Origin of the sequence: Mesorhizobium sp. B2-8-5, assembly GCF_006440675.2 — a bacterium.
Lineage (GTDB): Bacteria > Pseudomonadota > Alphaproteobacteria > Rhizobiales > Rhizobiaceae > Mesorhizobium.
The window spans coordinates 4,498,815-4,520,536 of sequence record NZ_CP083951.1 but is presented as its reverse complement, the minus strand read 5'-3'; the positions used below and the strand labels follow the sequence as shown (position 1 = coordinate 4,520,536).

Sequence of the window (21,722 nt, the reverse complement as noted above, 5' to 3'; positions counted from 1 at the left end):
GACCGGGTGGCGATGTATCGTGATAAGGCGGTGCGGGTCAACCGAATTCGAAGCCTATCGCGCAGCTGAAATTGCAAGGAGGGGTTCAGGTCGCGCCAGCCGCAATTCCCGCTGGTGCCGGTACTCTAGCGCGATCGCGCCCCAGATCAATCCGAGCAACAGGTAGAGATGGCGCCAGTGGTCGATGTCGATGAAGGTGCCGAGCCCGATATTGCCGAGATAGGCGACATAGGCGCAAAGCAGATAAGGCTGCCACGGCCGGTCGCGTAGAAGGATGCGGAATCCGGCCCCGATCGTCCATAGCGTCAATGTCAGGAACGAGACGAAGCCGAGCCAGCCGTAATCCATCAACGCCTTCAGCCAGATGTCGTGCGTGTCCTCGCCATAGATCGTGCCGAAGACCAGCGGGCCGATGCCGAACGGGTGCTCCATCGCCAGCTGGAAGCCGATCGAATAGCGGGCGAAGCGGCCAAGCCGCGCCGTGTCGTAACTCTGCTCGAGTTGCGCGCGCTGCGTGAACATGTCCGACACGCCGGGCAACTGCAGGATGACGATGAAGGCGATGACCAGCAGCGCCACGGCCGCGATCGTCATCACCACGACCCGCAGCCGGAACCTGCCGCTGGCGCTCTGCAGGAAGAGGCATGCGGTGAGCAGCACCGCCGACACGGCGAACATGCCCCAGGCACCGCGCGAGAAGGAGAAGAAGATGCCGGCGCTGATGATGAGCAGCGGCACCGCCAGGAGCGGCATCCGCGACACCGGGCCGGTGAGCAGCAGATAGAGCAGATAGGTGCCGGGCAGCACTAGGAACGGTCCGAACACGTTCGGATCCTGGAAGGCGCCGGCCGCTCGGTCGTATTTGGTGAACATCTCCGCGCCGGGAAAGGCATGGAAATAGCCGGCAATGCCAAGCAGCGACGTCGCCACCGCCGAGACGACATAGGCGATGAAGATAAGCCGGTAGAGGCTGGGCTGGACCGAGGTCACCGAGGCGAAGAACACCGCGCTGAAGGCCAAAAACAGCGAAACGGCGAGATAGAGCGGCGTGTTGGCCAGGTCGGCCATCTGCGTCATGGCGATCATGCCGCCGATGTTCATCGCCACCAGAAGCACCAGCAAGGGCACGATCGCGCGCGAGATCCGAAGCCCGAAAAGCGCCCATACCGCAATCAGCCCGGCCATGTAGATTTCATAGGGCGCCGGCTCGCTGATGACGAAGCCGGAAAGCAGGATGCCGACGCCGATCGCAGCCGATGCGATCAGCGAGATCAACTTGGCGTTGACCGCCGAGGGCGGCAAGTTGTTGACCGCCCGCGGCGGCAACTGGTTGACTGCCGATGGCTGCAACTGGTTGACAGCCTGTGGCGGCAATTCACTGGCGATGGCGCTCAATAGGCGTTTTCCGTGTTGAGCAGGCGGATCGGCGTCAGGAACAGGATGCGCAGGTCGAACAGCATCGACCAGTTCTCGATGTAATAGAGGTCGTATTCGGTGCGCATGCGGATCTTTTCGTTGGTGTCCATCTCGCCGCGCCATCCGTTGATCTGCGCCCAACCGGTGACGCCGGGCTTGACCTTGTGGCGGGCGAAGTAGCCGTCCACCACCTCGTTGTAGAGCAGGTTGTGCGACTGCGCGGCGATGGCATGCGGGCGCGGCCCAACCAGCGACAGCGAGCCGAACAGCGAGTTGAAGAACTGCGGCAGCTCGTCGATCGAGGTCTTGCGGATGAAGCGGCCGACGCGGGTGACGCGCGGATCGTTTTTGGTCACTGTCTGCTTGGCGGTCGGATCGGACCGGTCGGTGAACATCGAGCGGAACTTGTAGACTTCGATGATCTCGTTGTTGAAGCCGTGCCGTTTCTGCTTGAACAGCACCGGACCCTTGCTGTCGAGCTTGATCGCGATCGCGGTGACGAGCATCACCGGCGAGAAGACGATGATCCCGATGAGTGAAAAGACGATGTCGAAGGCGCGCTTAGCGACCGAATCCCAGTCGTTGATCGGCTTGTCGAAGATGTCGAGCATCGGCACCGAGCCGATATAGGAATAGGCGCGCGGCCGGAACTGCAGCGCGTTGGAATGTGCCGAAAGCCGGATATCGACCGGCAGCACCCAGAGTTTCTTCAGAAGCTGCAAGACGCGCGATTCGGCGGTCAGTGGCAACGACACGATCAGCATGTCGATGCGCGCGATGCGGGCGAATTCGATGAGCTCGGAGATGGTGCCGAGCTTCGGATAGCCGGCGACGATCGGCGGCGAGCGCTTGTCGTTGCGGTCGTCGAAGATGCCGCAGATGCGGATGTCGTTGTAGGGCTGCTTCTCGACCGAGCGGATCAGCTGCTCGGCCGCCTTGCCGCCGCCGACGATGAGCGCGCGGCGCTCCATGCGGCCGTCGCGCGCCCAGCGCCGGATGAGGCTGGACATCACGAGTCTCAGGCCGAAGATCAGCGCGAAGCCGGCCGCGAACCAGGTGCCGAACAACAGGCGCGAATAGTCTTCCGACGCCTTGATGGCGAAGGCGGTGAGCGCCATCAGCGCGAAGCTGCCTGCCCAGACCAGCAGCACGCGGCCGAAATTCGCGAGGGGGCGCATCAGCGCCGCGATCTGGTAGCGATCGGTCACGTCGAGCAGCACCACGGCCAGGAACGACGTAGCCGCGATCGCCAACGGATACTGCCAGGCCAGATAGCTGAAGAAGCCGACATAGTAGAAATAGACGCCGAGCCCAGACAGGAACAGCATCGCGAACTCGACCATGCGCAGCACGCCGCTGACCATGATCGGCGACATGGTATCACGCCGGTATTGCGAAGCGACCTGGCGCGCCACATCGTTGATGCCGCCAGGCTTTTCGCCATCGGCGGGAGCATCGTAGTTGCGCACCGCATCCATGGAAAAGCGGTGCGCGGGGTCGATCTCATTCATGGGAACTGTCCGCGAGCTTCGCGCAACTGCATAGCAAAAGAGAGCTAAGAAAGCCTTGAAACAACCGGTGGTTTTGGAGTTGTTGCGGCCCGCGGCCTATTTGTTCAGTGCCGCGAAATAGGCCTTCTCGATATCGGCGGCCATGACATCCGCACCGAATCGGGCCTTCAGCTCATCGGCTTGCGGCATCAGTTTTCGATAGCCGTCAAAGTCGCTGAGCGCCGCCCCCATTTTGGCGGCGAGCTGGGATGCGTCGGGGCGGATCAGGGCAGGGGAGCCTTCGCCGAAAATTTCCGGAATGCCTCCGACAGCGGTCGCGATCATCGGCATGCCAGCGGCTAAAGCTTCGAGCACGATATAGGGCATCGCCTCCGCGCGGGATGGCACCACAATCAACTCGGCCAGAGCGAAAGCCTGTCTCGCCGGCATGGGCGGCAGGAATCGGACGTGGCTTTTCAGGCCGAGTCGCTCCACTTGCGCGTGGTAGCGCGGCAGGTCGTCGCCGTCGCCGACCATCACGGCGCTTAAGCGGCGTCCGAGCTCGTCGCCGGCCATAGCCAGCGCATCGATGAAGATATCCGGGCCCTTCAGGTCGCGCATCATGCCGATGTACAGAAAATCGGCGGCATTCGCTGCCGTCGTCACCGGTTCGAATTCGGTGGCGCGCAGGCCGTTATAGACAAGCGTGTTGGGTATGGGCGGCTCGCCGACCTTGCGGCGATAGGTGTTGCGCTCGTAGTCGGAAACGAACAGCAGGCAATCGGTGAAGCGCGCCATGAAACGCTCCAGGCCGAAGAACAGCTTTCCCATCGCCGTCGTTTCGTCATAGTGGAGGGAGCCGCCATGCGGCGAATAGAGGCGGGCAACGCGAAACCTTGATACCCGCAACAGTGAGCCGAACAGCCGGGCATAGGCGCCACCCTTGGCGCCGTGCCCGTGCAGCACGTCCGGCCGCAATTCCTGGATGATTCGATAGGTACGCCAGGCCGAGGCGAGGTCGCCCGGCCCGACATGACGCTGCATCGGCGTGCGATGGACGCCGAGCGCGAGGCTGTCCTTCATCGCCTCGAACAAGCGCTCCTCATAGTTGCCGCCGGTGGTCGAATCGCAGACGATTCCCACCGCATGGCCGGCGGCGACCTGCGCCTCGGTCAGGTCGCGCACGTGCCGGAAGATTCCTCCGACAGGTGAGCGAAAGCAGTGGACGATCCTGAGATTCACCGCCACGACGGGTTTTTCAGAACAGGCGTTCGCGGACGTAGACGGTGTCGCCGGGCAGGAGCGGATCGGATGTCAGAACCCGACCGGTCATCACCTTGCCGTTGATGTCGCGGGTGATGTCGACGCTCCCCTGATTGGCGCGCGGCGTGAAGCCGCCGGCGATGGCGACCGCCTTTTGCACGGTGAGTCCCGGCACGTAGGAATACTGGCCGGCGGCACCCACTTCGCCCATGACGAAGATCGGCCGGTAGCGGTCGATTTCGACCGAAACGTCGGGATCGCGCAAATAGCCTTGGCGCAGCTTGTCGGCGATCGCCTTTTCCAACTGCTGCGCGGTGTGGCCACGCGCCGGCACCGCGCCGACCAGCGGGAAGGAGAGATAGCCGGACTGGTCGACGCTGTAGGTGTTGCTCAACCCATCCTGCTCGAACACCGTGACACGGACGCGGTCGCCGGCGCCGAGTCGGTAGGGCTGATCGAGCACTTCATGGAAGGCGGCGGGTGTCGGGCGGTAGCTCGAACAGCCGGTCAGCAGCGACAGGGCAAGCAAAGCGCGAAAGAGGGAAGCAGTGCTTTTCATGACCGGCCAGGAACCTTCATCGCTCTTGCCGCAAGTCGCGGCCAACCCCAGGAAAGTGCGACCGTTATCATCCTGTTAGGGTTAATGGGTGGTAAAGGAGCTTGGTCCGGGAGCGCGGAGATCGGCAAAAAGCTCAATTGTTCTATTGCTTTCGCGCAATCTTCTTTGAGTGCTCTCTAATAAGCGCTCATTCTGATCTTAACGGGTGAGTTACCATAGTTGTTTACGGTCCATCCTCGACTCAAAGTTCGGAGCAGGATGCATGTCCGTTCAGTCCGCGGCCGCAGACGTCGATGTCGATCTGAGACAGCTCTTCGCCAGCCTGGCGAGGAACTGGCTGCGCATTGTCTTCGTGACGCTTCTGGTCACCGGGCTGGCCTTCGCCTTCGCCTGGCTCGCGACGCCCTACTATAAGGCGACAGCCAAGCTGGAGATCGGCTCGCGCGAATCGGAATACACCCGGCCGCCGGGCACCAACGATGACGACAAACCGATTCTCGACGAGCAAGGCGTTGCGACTCAGGTCCAGATCATTTCCTCGCCCGACATCCTCAAGCAGGTGGCGACCAAGCTCAACCTGGACAAGTTGCCGGAGTTCGACGAAACGCTGAAAATGTCGTCGCTCGGGCGCGTGCTTGTGCTCGTCGGCTTGAAAAGCGATCCCTTCGATATCCCGCCGGAAGAGCGCGTGCTGAATGCCATGCACGACAAGCTCAATGTCTACGCCGTTGAAAAGACGCGTGCGATCGCGATCGAGTTCGCCTCGAAGGATCCCAAGCTCGCCGCCGACATCGCGAACGGCATCGCCAACGCCTATATCGCTTCGAAGGGCGACGCCAAGCTCGAATCGAACGCCGCCGCCACCGACTTCCTGGCGCCGGAAATCGCCGACCTGCAGAATCGCGTCAAGGACGCCGAGGCCAAGGTCGCGGCCTTCCGTGCGCAGTCCGATCTCTTGATGGGCGGCAACAATGCGGTGCTTCCGACGCAGCAGCTCTCTGAGCTGTCGAGCGAGTTGTCGCGCGTGCGCGCCAGCCGAGCCGCCGCCGAGGCGAGCGCCGAGAGCGTGCGCCGGGCGCTGCAGAATGGCGGTTTGCTGGACAGCGTGCCGGAAGTCCTGTCTTCCGAACTGATCCAGCGCCTGCGCGAGCGCCAGGTGGAGCTCAGGGCCAACATCGCCGATCTTTCCACGACCCTGCTCGACAACCATCCGCGCATCCGGGCGCTGAAATCGCAGCTGGCCGATCTCGACGGTCAGATTCGCAATGAGGCGCAAAAGATCATCCGCGGCCTGTCGGCCCAGGCCCAGACGGCCAAGGCCCGCGAGGATCAGCTGATCGCGGACGTCAACACGCTGAAAGCCGCCTCGGCGCGTGCCGGCGAGCAGCAGGTGCAACTGGACGCCTTGCAGCGCGACGCGAATGTTCAGCGCCAACAGCTTGAATCCTATATGGCAAGTTACAATGCGGTGGCTTCGCGCAAGGATCGCAGATACTCGCCTGTCGCGGCGAGCCTGATCGCGCAGGCCCAGGTGCCGTCCCAGCCCTATTTCCCGAAGATCGGGCCGATCACCGGCGCCGCCGCCGCTGCTTCGCTGCTGCTGATGGCGATCGGCACGCTGCTTGGCGAGCTGTTCTCGGGCCGCGCCATGCGTCCGGCCGCCGGCGCCCGCTTCGCCGATATCGAGCAGGTGGCGATGCCCGCGACCCGGGTGGAACCGATGGTCGCCGAAGCACATGGCGAAGGTCGGGCCTTTGCGCCTTACGAGGAAGCTGCGGCGGGGCATTCGATCGCCGAATCGGAACTGCCGAGGCCGGCCGAGCACGAGTTGGCCGAGGTTCGCGCTGCGGCTGTCAAGCAGGCCGAGCCCAGCGAATCGGCCCCGGAGCCAAGGCAATCCAGGCTGGGCGAGATCGATGTCGACAAGGCCGCGGAGAAGCTGATCGCTTCCGGCGCCGCGCGCGCGATCTTCGTGTCGCCGGAAGGCGACGAGGCGGCCGCGTCCGCCGTGCTCGTGGCGCGCGAAGTATCGGATGCCGGCCTGCGTGTGCTGCTTCTCGATCTCACCGCATCGGGCGCGGCGTCGCGGCCGATGCTGGACACAAGCCTCTTCCCCGGCATCACCAATCTGCTCGCTTCCGAAGCGCAGTTCAGCGACGTCATCCACCCCGATCTCTATTCGGATGCGCATGTCATTCCGGTCGGCACCGCCGATCCTGTCCGCGCCATGCGCGCCGCCGACCGGCTGCCGATCATCATGCAGTCGCTCACCACGGCCTATGATCTCGTCGTGGTCGAGTGCGGCCCGGCCGACGCGCAAGGCATTGGCCGCCTTGTCGGCGACGGCACCGAAGTCTTCCTGTCCATGTTGGAGGCCGACGACCAGGTGACGCAGGCCGCGGTGAAGCTGATCGAGAACGGCTATCCCAACCTGACGCTGGTCACGCCGGTCGGCCACGAACCGGGAGATCCATTGCCAGGACGCCGGTCGGCTGCGTAAGGCTGGAGGCCGACAAGGCTGTCCTGCGCTGCCGCGGCGCTTGCTAAGGACAACCGCGAGGAACCGGAGGCCGAGACCGCAGCGAATCGAGCACGGCTCAGTCGGGGGGCATGACAGTCCTTAGGTGCAAGACCGAGCCGGGGCATTTCTCGGCGGCCCCCGCACTTTACATCGGCGGCATAGCACCTAGTTTTGATGTTTCGCGCTGCGCACTTTGGTGCGTGGATGATCAAGAGCGGACCGTGAACCCTAGGCCGGTCCCTCGAAACTCCCAAAGGACAGCTGTTATGACACAGGCCAAGAATGGCGACACTGTACGTATCAATTACACTGGGCGTCTGGTCGACGGCACCCAATTCGATTCTTCCGGCAGTGAACCGTTGCAGTTTACACTGGGCGAAGGACAGGTAATTCCTGGTCTCGAAACGCATGTCGAAGGCATGGAGGTCGGCACGAAAAGCACCGTCACCGTTCCCGCTGACGCCGCGTATGGTCCCCATCGCCCCGAAGCGGTCGTAGTCATCGACCGCGCCAGCGTGCCGGAAAACATCAACGTCGATATTGGCACCCGATTGCAGGCCCGCACCCGCGAGGGACGTCCCATGCAAGTAACGGTCATCGGCGCGGACGAAGCCAGCGTCAAGCTCGACGGCAATCATCCGTTGGCCGGAAAGGACCTGGTGTTCGACGTTGAATTGGTCGAGATCGTTCAGGCGGCGTAGTTAGAACTGAACGACTGCCCCAGGATCGCAGTCAAGAGCGCTACGAGAAAGTTATTTCCGCGTGGCCCTCCAAGGGAGAGGCAGAGGATTCGCGATTGTCACGGTGCGCGATCGGTCAGGGCGTTGGCCCCTTCCTGCCCGGCGCAATGCGCGCAGCAATAGATGATATCGCCCTGCTCGACGCCATGTCCCATGATCCGCACCCTGCAATGAGGGCAGATCGGCGCAAGCTTCTGGATCGCGCACTCGAAGCTGTCAAACGTGTAGGCTTGCCCGCCCAAGCTCACTAGGAATGCCTTGTCATAGTCGTTGCCGCACTGGTCGCACTTAGCCATGGCCATTCTCCTTCTGGGTGCGAAAACCTCTCGGCACTCGATAGGTTCCGTCGAGTCCCTCAGGGTCTCGGCCCGCTTGCCGCATCGCCCCGAAACGCGACGGCGACTGTGCGACTCTTACCAAGCCTAGCTGTCGTCCTCGGTTGCGGCAGGTGCAGCCTGTCCGGCAGCCTTGCGGCGCAGCATCTTGGTCAACTTCCAGACCGTCGGATTGTTCTTGATGAAGGCCTTGGCCCGCGCGCCTTGCCGCATCGTCGTCGCCAATGCGCGGCCTTTCAATGTCAGCGGCGCAAGCACCTCGAAATGCTGGATCTCGAGATCGCACCAGAGCCGTTTGTAAGGCTCGTCGCCGACCGAGAAGTCATAGACCTTGAAGCCGAGATCGCAGGCTTCCTGGATATTGTCGAAGAACAGGAAGTCGCCGGGGCTGGTGAAGGCGAGATCGTCCTCGGCGATGGCGCCGAACTCGCAGATCAGCCGCTTGCCGGAGCGGCTGGAGCCGGTAACCGCGCGCAGTTTCCCCGCCACGTCCAGGCCGTGCAGCAGGAAGGACGGTTTTTCCTCCGTCAGCGCATCGGTAAACAGCGTCCGGAAGAAGTCGCGCACTTGCCTGTCGCCGAAGACATTGGCGATGCCCATCTTGGCGAAACGCACTTCCTTCATCTCTAGGAAGGCGTCGAGCAGCCTGTCGACCTCTTCGCGAGTGTGCGCCTCGATGCGGCGGAAAGTGCCGACCGCCTCGAACTTGCGCGTCTGCGAACGGTGCTTCTTGCGCTTGCGCTTGCCGCTCGCGCGCGACAAGAGCGCGTCGAACCCGCCGTCGAGATCGACCGCGAGCGCAAGGTTCGGACTTGGGAAGCCGGACAGTGCGGCGAGCGGGTTGGCGACGCCGTCGAGGTCGGGCAGCAGCCTTTCCAGCGAGATCAGGTCGATGTCCGGCCGCGTTCGGGCGACGACCTTGAACACCGAGCGGATCGCCCGACCGTCGATAGCCGGCAGGAAACGTGGATCGGCGGCGGCGAAATTGCCGTTGGCGTGGCGCCCGCCGGCGAAACGGGCAACCTTGAATGGGCCGCGTCGTACGACTTCCAGCGCAAGCGAAAGCGCTGGACGGCCATCGCAGGTTAGCGTCGCGACAACCATGTCGGCGCCGGTCGCGGTTGCCCAGTTGTTTACCCAGGATGCGCTTTGCGCTGGCGCGAACAGCGCCGAGCCGCAGAATTGAACGTAGTCGGCCAGCCCGGCACCGTCTTTTGCGGTCGCAGTCCACCGACCCTGATCGGCTCGCATGGGTCGCGCGGAAGTCTCGTTGGCCGCGACCCGGTTGCCGTCAAATGACGCGGCGGCGTCAACCATCCCTCAATCCTTAAGACGTATTGGTTCCGACTTGGGGGTTCGCATAGGCGCAACTCGTGCTTGGATGAGCCTAGGCGCAAAAGGTGAAGGAATGATCGACGGGGGCGAGGCAATCCGGAAACTGGCGCTGAACCTTGCCCGCTACTCCGGTCTCGCGCCTCTGGCGCGGCCGTTTGTCGGCGGCATCGGCGCTATCCTGATGTTGCACCGCGTCACCGCGACACCGGAGAAGCCGAACAGCGTCAACCGGCATCTGAACATCGCGCCCGCCTTCCTCGACAGGCTGATCGCGGACATGAAGGGGCGGGGCTATGCCTTTGTTTCCCTTGATGAAGCGATCGAGCGCATCGAGACGGGTGGCAAGAGCGGCCAGTTCGCCACGATCACCGCCGACGACGCCTATCGCGACAACATGACCGAGGCGCTTCCGATCCTGGAAAAGCACGCCGCGCCGATCGCCATCTACGTCGCCCCCGGCCTGATCGACGGCGCCGTCGATCTCTGGTGGGACGTGATCGAGGATATCGTCGACACCAGCTCGCGCCTGACACTGACTATGGCGGGAAAGCCGACGGTGATCGATTGCTCGACGCCAGGCAGGAAGATCCAGGCCGTCGCGCGGCTGAACGCCTGGCTGACCTTGGAAGTCTCCGAGGAAGAGCAGGGCGCTGCGTTGCGCGAACTTGCTCGTTCCAATGGGTTCAAATTCGGCTCGGGCCGCCCATGCACCTTGATGAACTGGGATGAGCTTCGCACCATGGCCGCGCACCCGCTGGTGACTATCGGCGCCCACACCGTCAATCATCGGAACTTGAAGCGGCTGTCCGAAGCCGATGCGCGCCATGAGATCGGCGACGTCCGCCGCATCCTGGCCGAAAGGCTTGGCGAGGAGCCGCGTCATCTGGCTTACCCCTATGGCTATGCCAGCGCCGTCGGTTGCCGCGAGGTTGGCTTTGCCCGCGACGCAGGCTATGCCTCGGCGGTGACCACGCGGCATGGTGTGCTGCGCGCCGAGCATGCCGGCTTCCTGCACGCGCTGCCGCGCATCTCCGTCAATGGCCGCTATCAGAGCGTGGCGCATATCCGCACGATGCTGTCCGGCATCACCACGCCGCTCGCCAATGCGGGCAAGATGGTCGTTACGATATAGGCCTGCGCCTTGATCAGCACTTATGGAAATAACGGTAGGTGTCGGGCGCGCTCATCCATTTGAGCTGCGTTTCAAGCCCGCCATGCGCCTTGATCCAGCCTCTGATGTCGGATGCGTAGGCCTTCCACAACAAGGCGGTCATGTCGGGCCGGTGCGCCAGATGGAAGCCGAAGCTCGCCGCCGGCGTCACGCAGATGCGATTGCGTGGAACATAGCCGAGCAGCACGGTGCAGGCCGACTGGCATTTGCCGACGATGCGCACATCGACGCCGCGCGCCGCAAGCCCCTTCCAGCGCTGGCTATAGGCGGCGACGCTGCCGCCGTGAGCGTCCGAGACATTGATGGTTTCCGCTGTCGCGATCGAAGCGGCGAGTGAGCCGGTCAGAACGATCAGCCCCGCGAACATGGTCTTCAGCATGCCGAGCCTCCCTGCCGAGCTATGCACGAGGCAGGGTAGGCGCGCACCCGATCACGTCTGAATCACATTCGTGTTTTTGCTTGCCCGGCGCCGGCGAGCTCAGCCCTTCGGGCGTGGCTCGATGATCAGCCATTTGATAATGGCCATGGCCGGCAGAACCCACAGAAAGCCGCTGAGCAGGAAGAAGAGGAGATGCGCCGTCGGCCCGTATTCGGCGAGCCTGGTGACCGCGACGGCCGACGCGATCAGCGCGTAGATGACGACCAGCGCCACCAGCAATATGGTTCCGATCAGCTTTTTCAGGCGAATGGGCATGTCGCGGTTCCGTTGACCCGCTCCGCTTAGGCCGAATGAAGAAAGCGCGCAACCGTCGCGGCCCGGCGCGACGGCGTGCCGCGCTGTCCGGTCTTGCCAGTTGGGCGGCCTTGGTCCACCACTTCAGCCTTTCAACGACCGGAAAAACGCCTATGGCTGCCCTCACCGCCACGGCCCCCTATGCCGCCCGAGACCGCGACCTCCAGAACCGCGCACTGGTGCGTGGCTGGCTTTACGTCGTGCTGCTCGTGCTGTTCGCGCTGGTGCTTGTCGGCGGCTCCACTAGGCTCACTGGCTCGGGGCTGTCGATCACTGAGTGGCAGCCGATTCACGGCGTCATCCCGCCGCTCAACGACGTCGAATGGCAGGAAGAGTTCCAGCGCTACCAGCAGATCCCGCAATATACCGAGATCAACAAGGGCATGAGCGTCCAGGACTTCAAGTCGATCTTCTGGTGGGAGTGGGCACATCGCATCCTGGCGCGCAGCGTCGGCGCGGTCTTTGCCTTGCCGCTGCTGTTCTTCTGGGCGACGCGCCGCATCGAGCGAGGCCTTGGACTGAAGCTCGTCGGCATCCTTCTGCTCGGCGGACTGCAGGGCGCAATCGGCTGGTGGATGGTGGCTTCCGGCCTGGCCGACCGCGTCTCGGTCAGCCAGTACCGGCTGGCGACGCACCTGACGCTTGCCGCGCTGATCTTCACCGCGACGATGGTGGTCGCGCGCGGGCTGGCGCCGCATTCGGAGCCCGCCGCCGACCGGTCGACGCAGCGGCTCGCCGGTTTCATCGTGCTTCTCGCGCTGGTCCAGATCTATCTTGGCGGGTTGGTCGCCGGGCTGCACGCCGGCCTTTCCTACAACACATGGCCACTGATGGACGGAAAGGTGATCCCATCCGATCTGCTTCTCCTGAAGCCCGCCTGGCTGAACTTCTTCGAAAATCCGAAGACGGTGCAGTTCGTCCACCGGTTGGGCGCCTATACCATCTTTGCCGTGGCGCTCTGGCATATGATCGCGACGTGGCGGCGCCAGCCCGGCACCACCCATGCCCGCCGGGCCACGCTTCTGTTCGCGCTGGTGGTGGTCCAGGCCTCGATCGGCATCGGCACGCTCTTGATGCAGGTGCCGCTGCACATGGCGTTGACGCATCAGGCGATCGCGCTTGTCCTGCTCGGCTTCGCCGCCGCGCATTGGCGAGGCACCAAGGGCGCTTACCCGCTTCCGACGGAGATTACCGTCAAGAGCTGACGGTCACATCGAGAACAAATGCGACCGCGTCGTCGGCTCGTTGTCGAATTCGGCCTGGCGGACAGCGGCGGCGGACGTCGTCGATTGGTCCTGATCGGCCTTTTTCGCGTCGGCCGCCTTGAGCGCGGCGAACTTGGCCTCCAGCGCCGCGATCTGCTGCTGCAGCTTGGCGGCATCGACCTGGTCCTGGGCGGCCTTGGCCTGATCTTCCAGGGCCCGGATCTGCTTTTCGAGGTCGGCCTCCTGGGCCGCGCTGTCGGACGACGTGGATGAGAAGTACTGCACCGCTGGGACCGAGCTGGAGATCGCGCTGACCATGGGAATTCCTTTGAGGAGGGCCGATTCCATCAATAGCCGATCATGGTGAATCGGCGGTTACCGCGGTCGGTCCTGCCTCGGTGATCAGAATTGCGACCGAACCTTTCGAACGGCCTCGGCCACGGCAAGCTCGCGCTCCTCGTCAACCGCATTTTTGTCCTCGCGATGCCACGCTGCCGACAGGCAGCCATAGGCGATCGCATGGTCGAGGATAGCGCGGGGCGACTGTCCGAGCGTTTTGCCAAATACCTCGGCCATATGCGCGGTTCGGCGCGGATCGAGGCAGAGATCGTCGCGGTCGAGCGGGTTGTAGAACATATTCGCCGCGTCGAAGCCGGGATCGCCAAGCACGCCCTTGGGATCGATCGCCAGCCAGCCGCGCGGCCCGAACAGGATGTTGTCGTGATGGAGGTCGCCATGCAGCGGGAGGACTGCGTGCGGATCGGCAAGCAGCCGCTCTGCGATCACTGCCGCCTCGACGTAAAGGGTCTCCCGGTTGGCATCGCGGTCGGCCCTTGCCGCCTTGAACAGGCTTGCGAACCTTTCCCGCAACGGCTGCAGGTCCGATGGAGGCGCGTGCTCCGAAGGCGAGAAAAGCCTGGTCATGACCTCGGCGGCAATCGCCGTCGCAGCAGCGTCGCCATGCTCCGCAAGATGTTCGGAAAGCAGCCTGTCGCCGGCATATTCGAGCAGCATGCGATTGCCGTCACGGCCGAGCAGCCGCACCGCGCCTTCGCCGCGCCGCCAAGCGAGGTAATGCTCGCCGCGCAACTCGTCCGCGACGTCGTCGAAGGGTTTCAGGTCCTTGACGATGGCAACCGAGCCATCGTCCCGCACGACCTTCCAGATCCGGCTGGAAAAGGTCTCGGCAATGAGCTCGGGAGCGCTGACCTTCCAGCGCCCAGGGAATGCCTGCATGACCGCTCAGTGTTTGATGCCGAGCATCAGGTCGAGATTCTGCACCGCGGCACCCGACGCGCCCTTGCCGAGATTGTCGTAGACGGCCATCAGCAGCGCCTGCGCCCGCTCGTCATTGGCGAAGACGTACACCTTCATCCGGTTGGTGCCGTTATAGATCTCCGGATCGATTTCCGGCATGCGCTCCATATGCGTGTAGGGCGCGACCTCGACCACGCCGCCGTCGATCGACGCATAGTGATCGGCGATCGCCGCGTGAAGCTCCGCGCCTGTCGGCACGCGGTCGAGACCCGCGAGCTGCAGCGGCACCACGGTGATCATGCCCTGCGCGAAATTGCCCACCGCCGGCTGCATGATCGGGTCGTGCGACAGCCTCGCATACGTGCGGAGCTCCGGCACATGTTTGTGCTGCAGCGTCAGCCCGTAGGGCAGGAATTCGGGCGCGTCCTCGCCCTTGCCGACATAGTCCTCGATCATTGGCCGGCCGCCGCCGGAATAGCCGGAGATGCCGTTGACGGTGATCGGGAAGTCGGCAGGCAGAAGGCCGGCTGCAACCAGCGGCCGCAGCGTCGCGATCGGCCCTTGCGGCCAGCAGCCCGGATTGGCGATGCGTTTCGCGCTGCCGATCTTCTTCGCCTGGTCCTTGTCCATTTCCGCGAAGCCATATTCCCAACCCTCGGCCACGCGGTGCGCGGTCGAGGCATCGATCACCTTCGTGGTGTCGTTCGTAATCAGCGACACGCTTTCCTTGGCCGCCGCGTCGGGCAGGCAAAGGATCGCGACGTCGGCCGCGTTGAGGAATTCGGCGCGGGCGGCGGCCTCCTTGCGGCGTTCCGTCGGGATGGAGATGATCTCCAAGTCGCCGCGGTCGGCCAGCAGCGCCCTGATCTGGAGGCCCGTCGTGCCGTGTTCGCCGTCAATGAAGATTTTCGGTTTCATCGCTTGCCAAATTCCTTGCGATTCCAATGTTATATGCCGTTGGCGTGATTTACTGCTACATGATTGCCGTTGCTCAGTTCGTCGAGCCGCGCCTTTCGCTCCGCCAACAGGCCGAGATAGTGCATGGCAATGATCGATCCGGCGATCGCCGTTATATCGGCATGATCATAGGCCGGCGCAACCTCGACGACGTCGGCGCCGACGATGTCGATCTGGCCGAGCTGGCGCAGCGTCGACAGCATCTTGGCCGAGGAGGGGCCGCCTGCCACCGGCGTTCCGGTGCCCGGCGCGAAGGCCGGGTCGAGGCAGTCGATGTCGAAGGTGAGATAAGTCTTCTTGCCGCCGGTGCGCTCGACGATCGCATAGGCGATGTCGGAGGCGCGCATTTCCTCGACCTCGTGGCCATAGAGGATTTTTATGCCGAATGTGTCCGGTGCATGAGTGCGGATGCCGATCTGGATCGAGCGATCGGGGTCGATGATGCCTTCATTCACCGCGCGGGCGACGAAGGAGCCGTGGTCGATGCGCTTGCCGTCATCCGGCCAGGTGTCCTGATGCGCGTCGAACTGTACGAGCGCCAGCGGCCCGTGGATCGCGGCGTGCGCCTTGAGCAGCGGCCAGGTGACGAAATGGTCGCCGCCGAGCGTCAAAAGGAACGTGCCTGATTTCAGGATCTTGGCCGCCTCGCGCTCGATCGTGCCAGGGGTCTTCTGGTGATTGCCGCTGTCGAGCAGGCAATCGCCATAGTCGACCACCGAGAGGTGCTCGAACAGGTCGCGCGAGAACGGATATTGCGGATCGTTGTCGAGGATCGCCGAGGCGCGGCGGATCGCCTGCGGCCCGAAGCGCGCGCCGGGCCGGTTGGTGACCGCGGCGTCGAAGGGAATGCCCCACACGACAGCGTCCGCGCCCTTCACGTCCTTCGTGTATTTGCGCCGCATGAACGACAGCGCGCCGGCATAGGTCGGCTCGAACGACGCGCCCGTCTTGGAACGGGCGGTGAAGGCATGGTCGATCTCGTTGTTCGCCATCAGGAATCCTCGGTTTTCATCGGGGCAGCCACAACTACAGAACCGGCACGCAACATGCCAGTCACAGCTTGCGGAAACGAAGCGGCGCTCGGCGAGTGCCACGCCAACACAGGATTTGTATCATTATGGCTGAGACGGCTCTGCTCAACCTTGCATCCGCGCCCGCGGCGACCCGTGTCGGCACGGCGGCCGGCGCGCGCTTCCTGGTGCTGGATTCCTGGCGCGGCATCTGCGCGCTGCTGGTGGCGCTGTTCCACTTCCCGACGACCTCGATGGTATCGCAGAGCGCTTTTGTCGGCGGCTCCTATCTGTTCGTCGATTTCTTCTTCGTGCTCTCCGGCTTCGTCATTGCCAGCGCCTATGGCGGGCGGCTCGCCGGGCAGGACGACCTTGCACGGTTCGCGCTCGTGCGTTTCGGCCGCATCTATCCGTTGCATCTCCTGATGCTCGCCGCCTTCGCCGGCTTCGAGGCGCTGCGGCTCGTGCTGCCGGCGCTTCACGGAACGGGCCCGGCGCCCTTCACCGCAGGCTTCGACCTGAAGAGCCTGGTCGCCAACCTTTTCCTTCTGCAGGGCATGGGCGTTGAGGATCATCTGAGCTGGAATGCGCCGAGCTGGAGCATTTCGGCCGAGTTCTTCACCTATCTGCTTTTCGCCGCCATCGTCTTCACCGCCGGCCAGCGTGCCTGGATATGGCTCGTTGCCGCAGCCGCGACGGCGCCCCTTTTCCTGCTTGCGGTCTCGACGCGTCATATGGACGTGTCCTTCGATTTCGGCTTCATCCGCTGTCTTTACGGCTTCTCGCTCGGCGCGCTGCTTGCCTGGTTTCAGCACGATTCCATTGCAGAGGCGCGACAGGCGCTGAGCGGCGGGGCAGGGCGCCTCGCCTGGACGCTGGCCGAGCTGGCGATGATCGTCGTGATCGCGCTGTTCGTTTCGGTGGCTGGAACGAATGACGCCGGCATTGCGGCGCCGGTCGTCTTCGCGCTGGCGCTTTATCTCTTTGCCCATGAGGGCGGGTGGGTCAGCTTGGCCTTGCGCAGCCGGCCGATGCTGCTACTCGGCTCGCTCTCCTATTCGATCTACATGGTCCACATCTTCGTCCAGGCCCGCATGATCAATGTCGGCGGCCTGATCGAACGCAAGCTCGGGCTCGGCATAGTCGGCGACCTGATGCTGCGCGGTGACCATGCGACCGGCTTCGGCACTGGCTCGCCTTGGATCGGCTTCGCGGCTTTGATCGCCATGCTGATCGCCGTCATCGTCGCGTCCTGGATCACCTGGCGATTCGTCGAGATGCCCGCGCTCGCCTGGTTCCGCCGCCTTTCCAAGCGGATTTGACCCAAGCAATTCCAGGAAAAGTGTGAAGCGGTCAGGTTCGGCGACTTCGCCGTAGCCTTTCCGTCCGGAATTGCGCCAAACAAGAAAACAACTAGCCGGCTTCGTTCACCGGCCTGTCATGGGCGTCGCCTAACCGGGTTCCGACCCGGAACGGAGCGATTCCCCGATGCGAACACTCTGGCTGAGCCTTCTTCTGTCCATCGCGCTTGCCGCAATCTCCGGCGAAGGTTTAGCCGGCGAGACGCGCGCCGCGCAAATCCTCGACCGCTTCGAGCATGCCAACCAGTGGCGCGATCATGTGATGATCGCCGCGCATCGCGCCGGCAGCATGCAGGCCGGCAAGACGCTCTACGCCGAGAATTCGCTGGCCGCGGTCGAGGGCTCGATCGCGATCGGGGCCGAGATCGTCGAGGTCGACGTCCGACGCGCGAGAGACGGCGAGTTCGTCATCATGCATGACAGCTGGCTCGACCGCACGACCACGTGCAAGGGCGAGGTGGTGAAATACACGCTTGCCGAGTTGAAGAAATGCCGGCTGGTGATCGAGGGCACGGGCGCCGTCACCAATGAGCCGGTGTCGACGCTGCGCGAGATGCTGCTCACGACCAGGGACAGGATCCTCATCAACCTCGACAACAAGCTGGAGGTGACCGACCTGCCGGGCATGATCGCCGAGGCGCGCGATCTCGGCATGGCCGATCAGGTGATCGTCAAGGAGAACCTCTGGAATCGGCAGCGCATTGACACCGCGAGCGCAGCGCTTGCCAAGGCCGGCGGCGGCTTCCAGTTCATGCCGATCCTCGCCGACGACGCTGTCCACGATGCAGCTTTCGCCGGCGAGGTCGACAAGGCGTTCGCGCCGCATGCCGTCGAGCTGATCAACTGGCGCAACGGTGCCGAGACGCTGACTTCGACCGGCGGTCCGCTGTTCGGTAACCATATGCGAGCGGAAGCGGCGCGCGGCGATTGGCATCTCTGGGCCGACACCTACGCCATCGTCAACAAACCGGGCGGCTTCCTTGCCGGCGGGCGCGGCGACGAACTCGCCGTCGCCGCCAGCCTGCCGCGCGAAGCCTGGGGGTTTTGGGTCGACCGCGGCGCCACCATCATTCAGACCGACGAGCCGAAAGCGGCGATCGAGTGGCTGAAGGCGAACGGTTATCGGGTGCCTTATCCGACGGAGAGCAAGCAGGCTGAGCCGGCGCATACGGCGAGTATTAATTAGAGCGCGTTGGCGCTTCACCCCGCCCGGCGCTTCGCGCCGACCTCCCCATCGAGGGGAGGTAGAGCGTCGTGCGAACTCCTCTTCGCTACGCCTGCGAAGTCGATGAGATTAAGCGGACCTTCGAACGTATGGCTCGGCGCCCTACCTCCCCTTGATGGGGAGGTCGCGCCGCAGGCGCGGGCGGGGTGATAGCGCCGACCTCACGCCGCTTTCGCCACCCCATCCAACTCGTTCAGCACATCATCCGCCGACAGCTCCAGCTCCGCCGCAGCAAGATTCTCCCGCAGATGCCCGACCGACGATGTGCCCGGGATCAGCAGGATGTTGGGCGACCGCTGCAGCAGCCACGCCAGCGCCACCTGCATCGGCGTCGCGCCAAGCCGTTCTGCGACCCCAGACAGCGTCGACGATTGCAGCGGGCTGAATCCGCCGAGCGGGAAGAACGGCACATAGGCGATGCCGTCGCGCGCCAGTTCGTCGATCAGCGCGTCGTCGTCCCGGTGCGCCAGATTGTACTGGTTCTGCACGCAGATGATATCGCAGATCCTGCGGCCGTCCGCGATCTGCGCGCGGGTGACGTTGCTCAGGCCGATATGGCGCACCAGGCCCTTGCGCTGAAGCTCGGCAAGGGCAGTCAGGGGCGCCTCGATCGAGCCTTCCGCCGGGCCATGGGTGTCGAACATGATGCGCAGATTGACCACTTCGATCGCGTCGAGCCCGAGATTGCGAAGATTATCGTGCACGGCCTGCGTCAGTTCCTCGGACGAGTAGGCCGGCAGCCACGAGGCATCGCTTCCGCGGCGGGCTCCGATCTTGGTGACGATGACGAGGTCGTCAGGATAAGGCGCCAATGCCTCGCGGATCAGCTTGTTGGTGACGTACGGACCGTAATAATCGCTGGTGTCGATATGGTTCACGCCTTGCGCCACCGCTTCGCGCAGCACGGCGATCGCCGCGTCATGGTCCTTCGGCGGACCGAACACGCCCTTGCCCGCAAGCTGCATGGCGCCATAGCCGATGCGATGAACGGAGCGGTCGCCGAGTTTGTAAGTGCCGGATTTGTCTACGCTGGACATCGTGTTCTCCTTCGCTGTCGGCGAGGGAGATAGGGCATGGCCGCTGTCCCGATAACCGGGTATAACCAGCACGACCTGTGCGGAACTAAGAACAATGGCGGCTGATCTCAACGATCTCCAGGCATTTATGGCAGTGGCACGCGCCGGCGGCTTTCGCGAAGCGGCCCGCGTGACGGCGGGCAGCGCGTCCGTGCTCAGTGAAGCCATCCGCCGTCTGGAAACCCAACTTGGTGTGCGGCTCTTCAATCGTACAACGCGCAGTGTCGCCCTGACCGAGGCAGGCGCCAGCCTGCTGGCCCGGCTTGCCCCGGCGCTGGGCGAGGTCGAAGCGGCGCTTGATGTCGTGAACGGCTTTCGCGACCGGCCCGCCGGCACGTTGCGCCTCAATGTCCCGATCAGCGCGTCTCGGTTGGTGCTGCCAAGAATCGTTCCGGGATTTCTCGCGGCCTATCCGGCCATCCGGCTGGAGGTGATCGCGGAGGAAAACTTTGTCGATCTGCTGGCGGCCAGTTGCGATGCCGGCATCCGCTATGACGAGCGGCTGGAGCAGGACATGATCGCCGTGCCGATCGGGCCACGCGTCCAGCGCTTCACCACCTCCGCCTCTCCGGCCTATCTCGATCGGCACGGCCGGCCGCAACACCCGCGTGACCTGCTTGGGCATGCGTGCGTGCGCGGTCGCTTTCCGAGCGGGGTCATGACGCCTTGGGAATTCGAGCGCGACGGCGAGGTGGTGCGGGTCGATACCAGGGGACCATTGCTCGTCAGCATCGGTGGCGGCGTCGATCTAGCCATCGATGCGGCGATCGCCGGCGTCGGCATTCTCTGGCTCTTCGAGGACTGGGTGCGCCCGCATTTCGAGAGCGGCGCGCTGGAACCCGTGCTGGAGCCGTGGTGGCAGGAATTCTCCGGGCCGTTTCTGTACTATCCCGGACGCCGGCTGGTGCCGGCGCCGCTGCGCGCCTTCATCGACTACATCAAGACGCCAGCCGGACATTGGTAACGGAAAACAAAAAAGGCCGCCCGGAGGCGGCCTTTCGGAAAGCTGGAACCCGTAACGCTTAGCGCTTCGAGAACTTGGCCCCAAGCGCTCTTTAACGCTTGGCAAACTTGGCCCCAAGCGCCTCTTAGCGCTTGGAAAACTGGAAGCTGCGGCGAGCCTTCGCCTTGCCGTACTTCTTGCGCTCGACCACGCGGCTGTCGCGGGTCAGGAAGCCACCCTTCTTGAGCACCGTGCGCAGGCCCGGCTCATAGTAGGTCAGCGCCTTGGAGATGCCGTGACGCACAGCACCCGCCTGGCCGGAGAGGCCGCCGCCGATGACGGTGGCGACGATGTCGTACTGGCCGGCGCGGTTGGCCGCGACGATCGGTTGGTTGAGGATCATCTGCAGCACCGGACGCGCGAAATAGCTCGCGAATTCCTTGTCGTTGACGGTGATCTTGCCGGAGCCCGGCTTCACCCAGACGCGCGCGATGGCGTTCTTGCGCTTGCCGGTGGCGTAGGCGCGGCCCGACTTGTCGAGCTTCTGGACATGCACGGGCGCGGCCGGCTGCGCGGCGACGGTGCCGAGTTCTGCGAGCGAGGAAAGCTCAGCCATTACGAAGCCCTCTTGTTCTTGGAGTTCAGCTTGGCCACGTCGAGCGTGACGGGCTGCTGGGCGGTGTGCGGATGCTCGGCGCCTGCATAGACGCGGAGATTCTTCATCTGGCGACGGCCGAGCGGGCCGCGCGGGATCATGCGCTCGACGGCCTTTTCGACGACGCGCTCGGGGAAACGGCCCTCGAGCAGTTGGCGCGCGGTGCGCTCCTTGATGCCGCCGGGATGGCCGGTATGCCAGTAGTAGACCTTGTCGGTGTACTTCTTGCCGGTGAACACCACCTTGTCTGCATTGATGACGACGACGTTGTCGCCATCATCGACATGCGGGGTGAAGGTGGGCTTGTGCTTGCCGCGCAGATGGTTGGCGATGACAGTGGCCAGACGACCGACGACGAGACCTTCGGCGTCGATCAGCACCCACTTCTTCACCACATCCGCAGGCTTCTGCGAAAAGGTAGCCATGGTTTTGCTCTCAGGTTGACCTTTCCCGTCCACGAGGGACAAGAG

Annotated in this window: 22 protein-coding genes; 7 read left to right on the top strand and 15 right to left on the bottom strand. The window is 63.9% G+C overall.

The features are described 5' to 3' along the window. Positions 1–54: 54 nt before the first annotated feature. From FJ430_RS22070 to FJ430_RS22055, 4 genes are all read right to left on the bottom strand, one after another. A complete protein-coding gene (locus FJ430_RS22070) occupies positions 55–1,302 on the bottom strand; it encodes an O-antigen ligase family protein (protein ID WP_226892246.1) in 1,248 nt (415 codons plus the stop codon). Between the two features lie 89 nt (positions 1,303–1,391). Continuing rightward, positions 1,392–2,927: an undecaprenyl-phosphate glucose phosphotransferase gene (locus tag FJ430_RS22065; protein WP_140707539.1), complete on the bottom strand. Its 1,536-nt coding sequence runs from the start codon at positions 2,925–2,927 to the stop codon at positions 1,392–1,394. 96 nt (positions 2,928–3,023) lie between these two features. Next, positions 3,024–4,154, bottom strand: a complete 1,131-nt coding sequence (locus FJ430_RS22060) for a glycosyltransferase family 4 protein (RefSeq protein ID WP_140707541.1) — start codon at positions 4,152–4,154, stop codon at positions 3,024–3,026. A 10-nt stretch (positions 4,155–4,164) separates the two neighbouring features. Further along, positions 4,165–4,728: a polysaccharide biosynthesis/export family protein gene (locus tag FJ430_RS22055; protein ID WP_140658553.1), complete on the bottom strand. Its 564-nt coding sequence runs from the start codon at positions 4,726–4,728 to the stop codon at positions 4,165–4,167. Between the two features lie 262 nt (positions 4,729–4,990). On the opposite strand from FJ430_RS22055, the gene FJ430_RS22050 reads away from it, so the two are divergent. Both FJ430_RS22050 and FJ430_RS22045 read left to right on the top strand, forming a co-directional pair. Beyond that, positions 4,991–7,228 (top strand): GumC family protein, encoded by a 2,238-nt coding sequence (locus tag FJ430_RS22050; RefSeq protein ID WP_140707543.1) that lies wholly within the window; start codon positions 4,991–4,993, stop codon positions 7,226–7,228. A 287-nt stretch (positions 7,229–7,515) separates the two neighbouring features. After that, a complete protein-coding gene (locus FJ430_RS22045) occupies positions 7,516–7,950 on the top strand; it encodes an FKBP-type peptidyl-prolyl cis-trans isomerase (RefSeq protein WP_140707545.1) in 435 nt (144 codons plus the stop codon). 98 nt (positions 7,951–8,048) lie between these two features. Here FJ430_RS22045 and FJ430_RS22040 read toward each other — a convergent pair whose 3' ends face one another. Both FJ430_RS22040 and FJ430_RS22035 read right to left on the bottom strand, forming a co-directional pair. Further along, on the bottom strand, positions 8,049–8,285 hold the full coding sequence (locus tag FJ430_RS22040) for a hypothetical protein (RefSeq protein ID WP_140707547.1): 237 nt from the start codon (positions 8,283–8,285) through the stop codon (positions 8,049–8,051). Positions 8,286–8,411: 126 nt separating this feature from the next. Next, the gene (locus FJ430_RS22035; RefSeq protein ID WP_140707549.1) at positions 8,412–9,641 is read right to left on the bottom strand and encodes a GNAT family N-acetyltransferase; all 1,230 of its coding nucleotides are present in this window, start codon (positions 9,639–9,641) and stop codon (positions 8,412–8,414) included. 91 nt (positions 9,642–9,732) lie between these two features. Here FJ430_RS22035 and FJ430_RS22030 point away from each other — a divergent pair, with 91 nt between their 5' ends. After that, entirely contained in the window at positions 9,733–10,791 is a 1,059-nt protein-coding gene (locus FJ430_RS22030) for a polysaccharide deacetylase family protein (RefSeq protein ID WP_140707551.1), read from the top strand. 13 nt (positions 10,792–10,804) lie between these two features. Here FJ430_RS22030 and FJ430_RS22025 read toward each other — a convergent pair whose 3' ends face one another. Beyond that, positions 10,805–11,209, bottom strand: a complete 405-nt coding sequence (locus FJ430_RS22025) for a hypothetical protein (RefSeq protein ID WP_140707553.1) — start codon at positions 11,207–11,209, stop codon at positions 10,805–10,807. Between the two features lie 99 nt (positions 11,210–11,308). Continuing rightward, entirely contained in the window at positions 11,309–11,524 is a 216-nt protein-coding gene (locus tag FJ430_RS22020; RefSeq protein ID WP_040999884.1) for a DUF2842 domain-containing protein, read from the bottom strand. Between the two features lie 152 nt (positions 11,525–11,676). Between FJ430_RS22020 and FJ430_RS22015 the strand changes: the two genes are divergently transcribed. Beyond that, positions 11,677–12,768, top strand: coding sequence for a COX15/CtaA family protein (locus FJ430_RS22015; protein ID WP_140707555.1), 1,092 nt, complete (start codon positions 11,677–11,679; stop codon positions 12,766–12,768). A 3-nt stretch (positions 12,769–12,771) separates the two neighbouring features. Here FJ430_RS22015 and FJ430_RS22010 read toward each other — a convergent pair whose 3' ends face one another. The 4 genes from FJ430_RS22010 to speB form a co-directional block, all read right to left on the bottom strand. After that, the gene (locus FJ430_RS22010) at positions 12,772–13,086 is read right to left on the bottom strand and encodes a hypothetical protein (RefSeq protein WP_140707557.1); all 315 of its coding nucleotides are present in this window, start codon (positions 13,084–13,086) and stop codon (positions 12,772–12,774) included. Positions 13,087–13,170: 84 nt separating this feature from the next. Then, complete coding sequence (locus FJ430_RS22005) at positions 13,171–14,004, bottom strand: aminoglycoside phosphotransferase family protein (protein ID WP_140707559.1); 834 nt, start codon at positions 14,002–14,004, stop codon at positions 13,171–13,173. A 6-nt stretch (positions 14,005–14,010) separates the two neighbouring features. Then, on the bottom strand, positions 14,011–14,943 hold the full coding sequence (gene argC / locus FJ430_RS22000; protein WP_140707561.1) for an N-acetyl-gamma-glutamyl-phosphate reductase: 933 nt from the start codon (positions 14,941–14,943) through the stop codon (positions 14,011–14,013). A gap of 29 nt (positions 14,944–14,972) precedes the next feature. Further along, positions 14,973–15,974: an agmatinase gene (speB, locus tag FJ430_RS21995; RefSeq protein WP_140707563.1), complete on the bottom strand. Its 1,002-nt coding sequence runs from the start codon at positions 15,972–15,974 to the stop codon at positions 14,973–14,975. 125 nt (positions 15,975–16,099) lie between these two features. Here speB and FJ430_RS21990 point away from each other — a divergent pair, with 125 nt between their 5' ends. After that, positions 16,100–17,314, top strand: coding sequence for an acyltransferase family protein (locus FJ430_RS21990; RefSeq protein WP_140707565.1), 1,215 nt, complete (start codon positions 16,100–16,102; stop codon positions 17,312–17,314). A gap of 166 nt (positions 17,315–17,480) precedes the next feature. After that, positions 17,481–18,539 carry a glycerophosphodiester phosphodiesterase family protein gene (locus tag FJ430_RS21985; RefSeq protein WP_140707567.1) on the top strand — a complete coding sequence of 353 codons (1,059 nt, stop codon included), beginning with the start codon at positions 17,481–17,483 and terminating at the stop codon, positions 18,537–18,539. 200 nt (positions 18,540–18,739) lie between these two features. Here the strand turns inward: FJ430_RS21985 and FJ430_RS21980 are convergent, their stop codons facing one another. Further along, positions 18,740–19,615, bottom strand: coding sequence for an aldo/keto reductase family oxidoreductase (locus FJ430_RS21980; RefSeq protein ID WP_140707569.1), 876 nt, complete (start codon positions 19,613–19,615; stop codon positions 18,740–18,742). 94 nt (positions 19,616–19,709) lie between these two features. On the opposite strand from FJ430_RS21980, the gene FJ430_RS21975 reads away from it, so the two are divergent. Next, the gene (locus FJ430_RS21975) at positions 19,710–20,618 is read left to right on the top strand and encodes a LysR family transcriptional regulator (protein WP_140707571.1); all 909 of its coding nucleotides are present in this window, start codon (positions 19,710–19,712) and stop codon (positions 20,616–20,618) included. Positions 20,619–20,742: 124 nt separating this feature from the next. Here FJ430_RS21975 and rpsI read toward each other — a convergent pair whose 3' ends face one another. After that, positions 20,743–21,213: a 30S ribosomal protein S9 gene (gene rpsI / locus FJ430_RS21970; RefSeq protein WP_140641525.1), complete on the bottom strand. Its 471-nt coding sequence runs from the start codon at positions 21,211–21,213 to the stop codon at positions 20,743–20,745. After that, on the bottom strand, positions 21,213–21,677 hold the full coding sequence (gene rplM, locus FJ430_RS21965; RefSeq protein ID WP_140641527.1) for a 50S ribosomal protein L13: 465 nt from the start codon (positions 21,675–21,677) through the stop codon (positions 21,213–21,215). Before rplM ends, rpsI begins: the two co-directional genes overlap by 1 nt. Between the last annotated feature and the right edge of the window lie 45 nt (positions 21,678–21,722).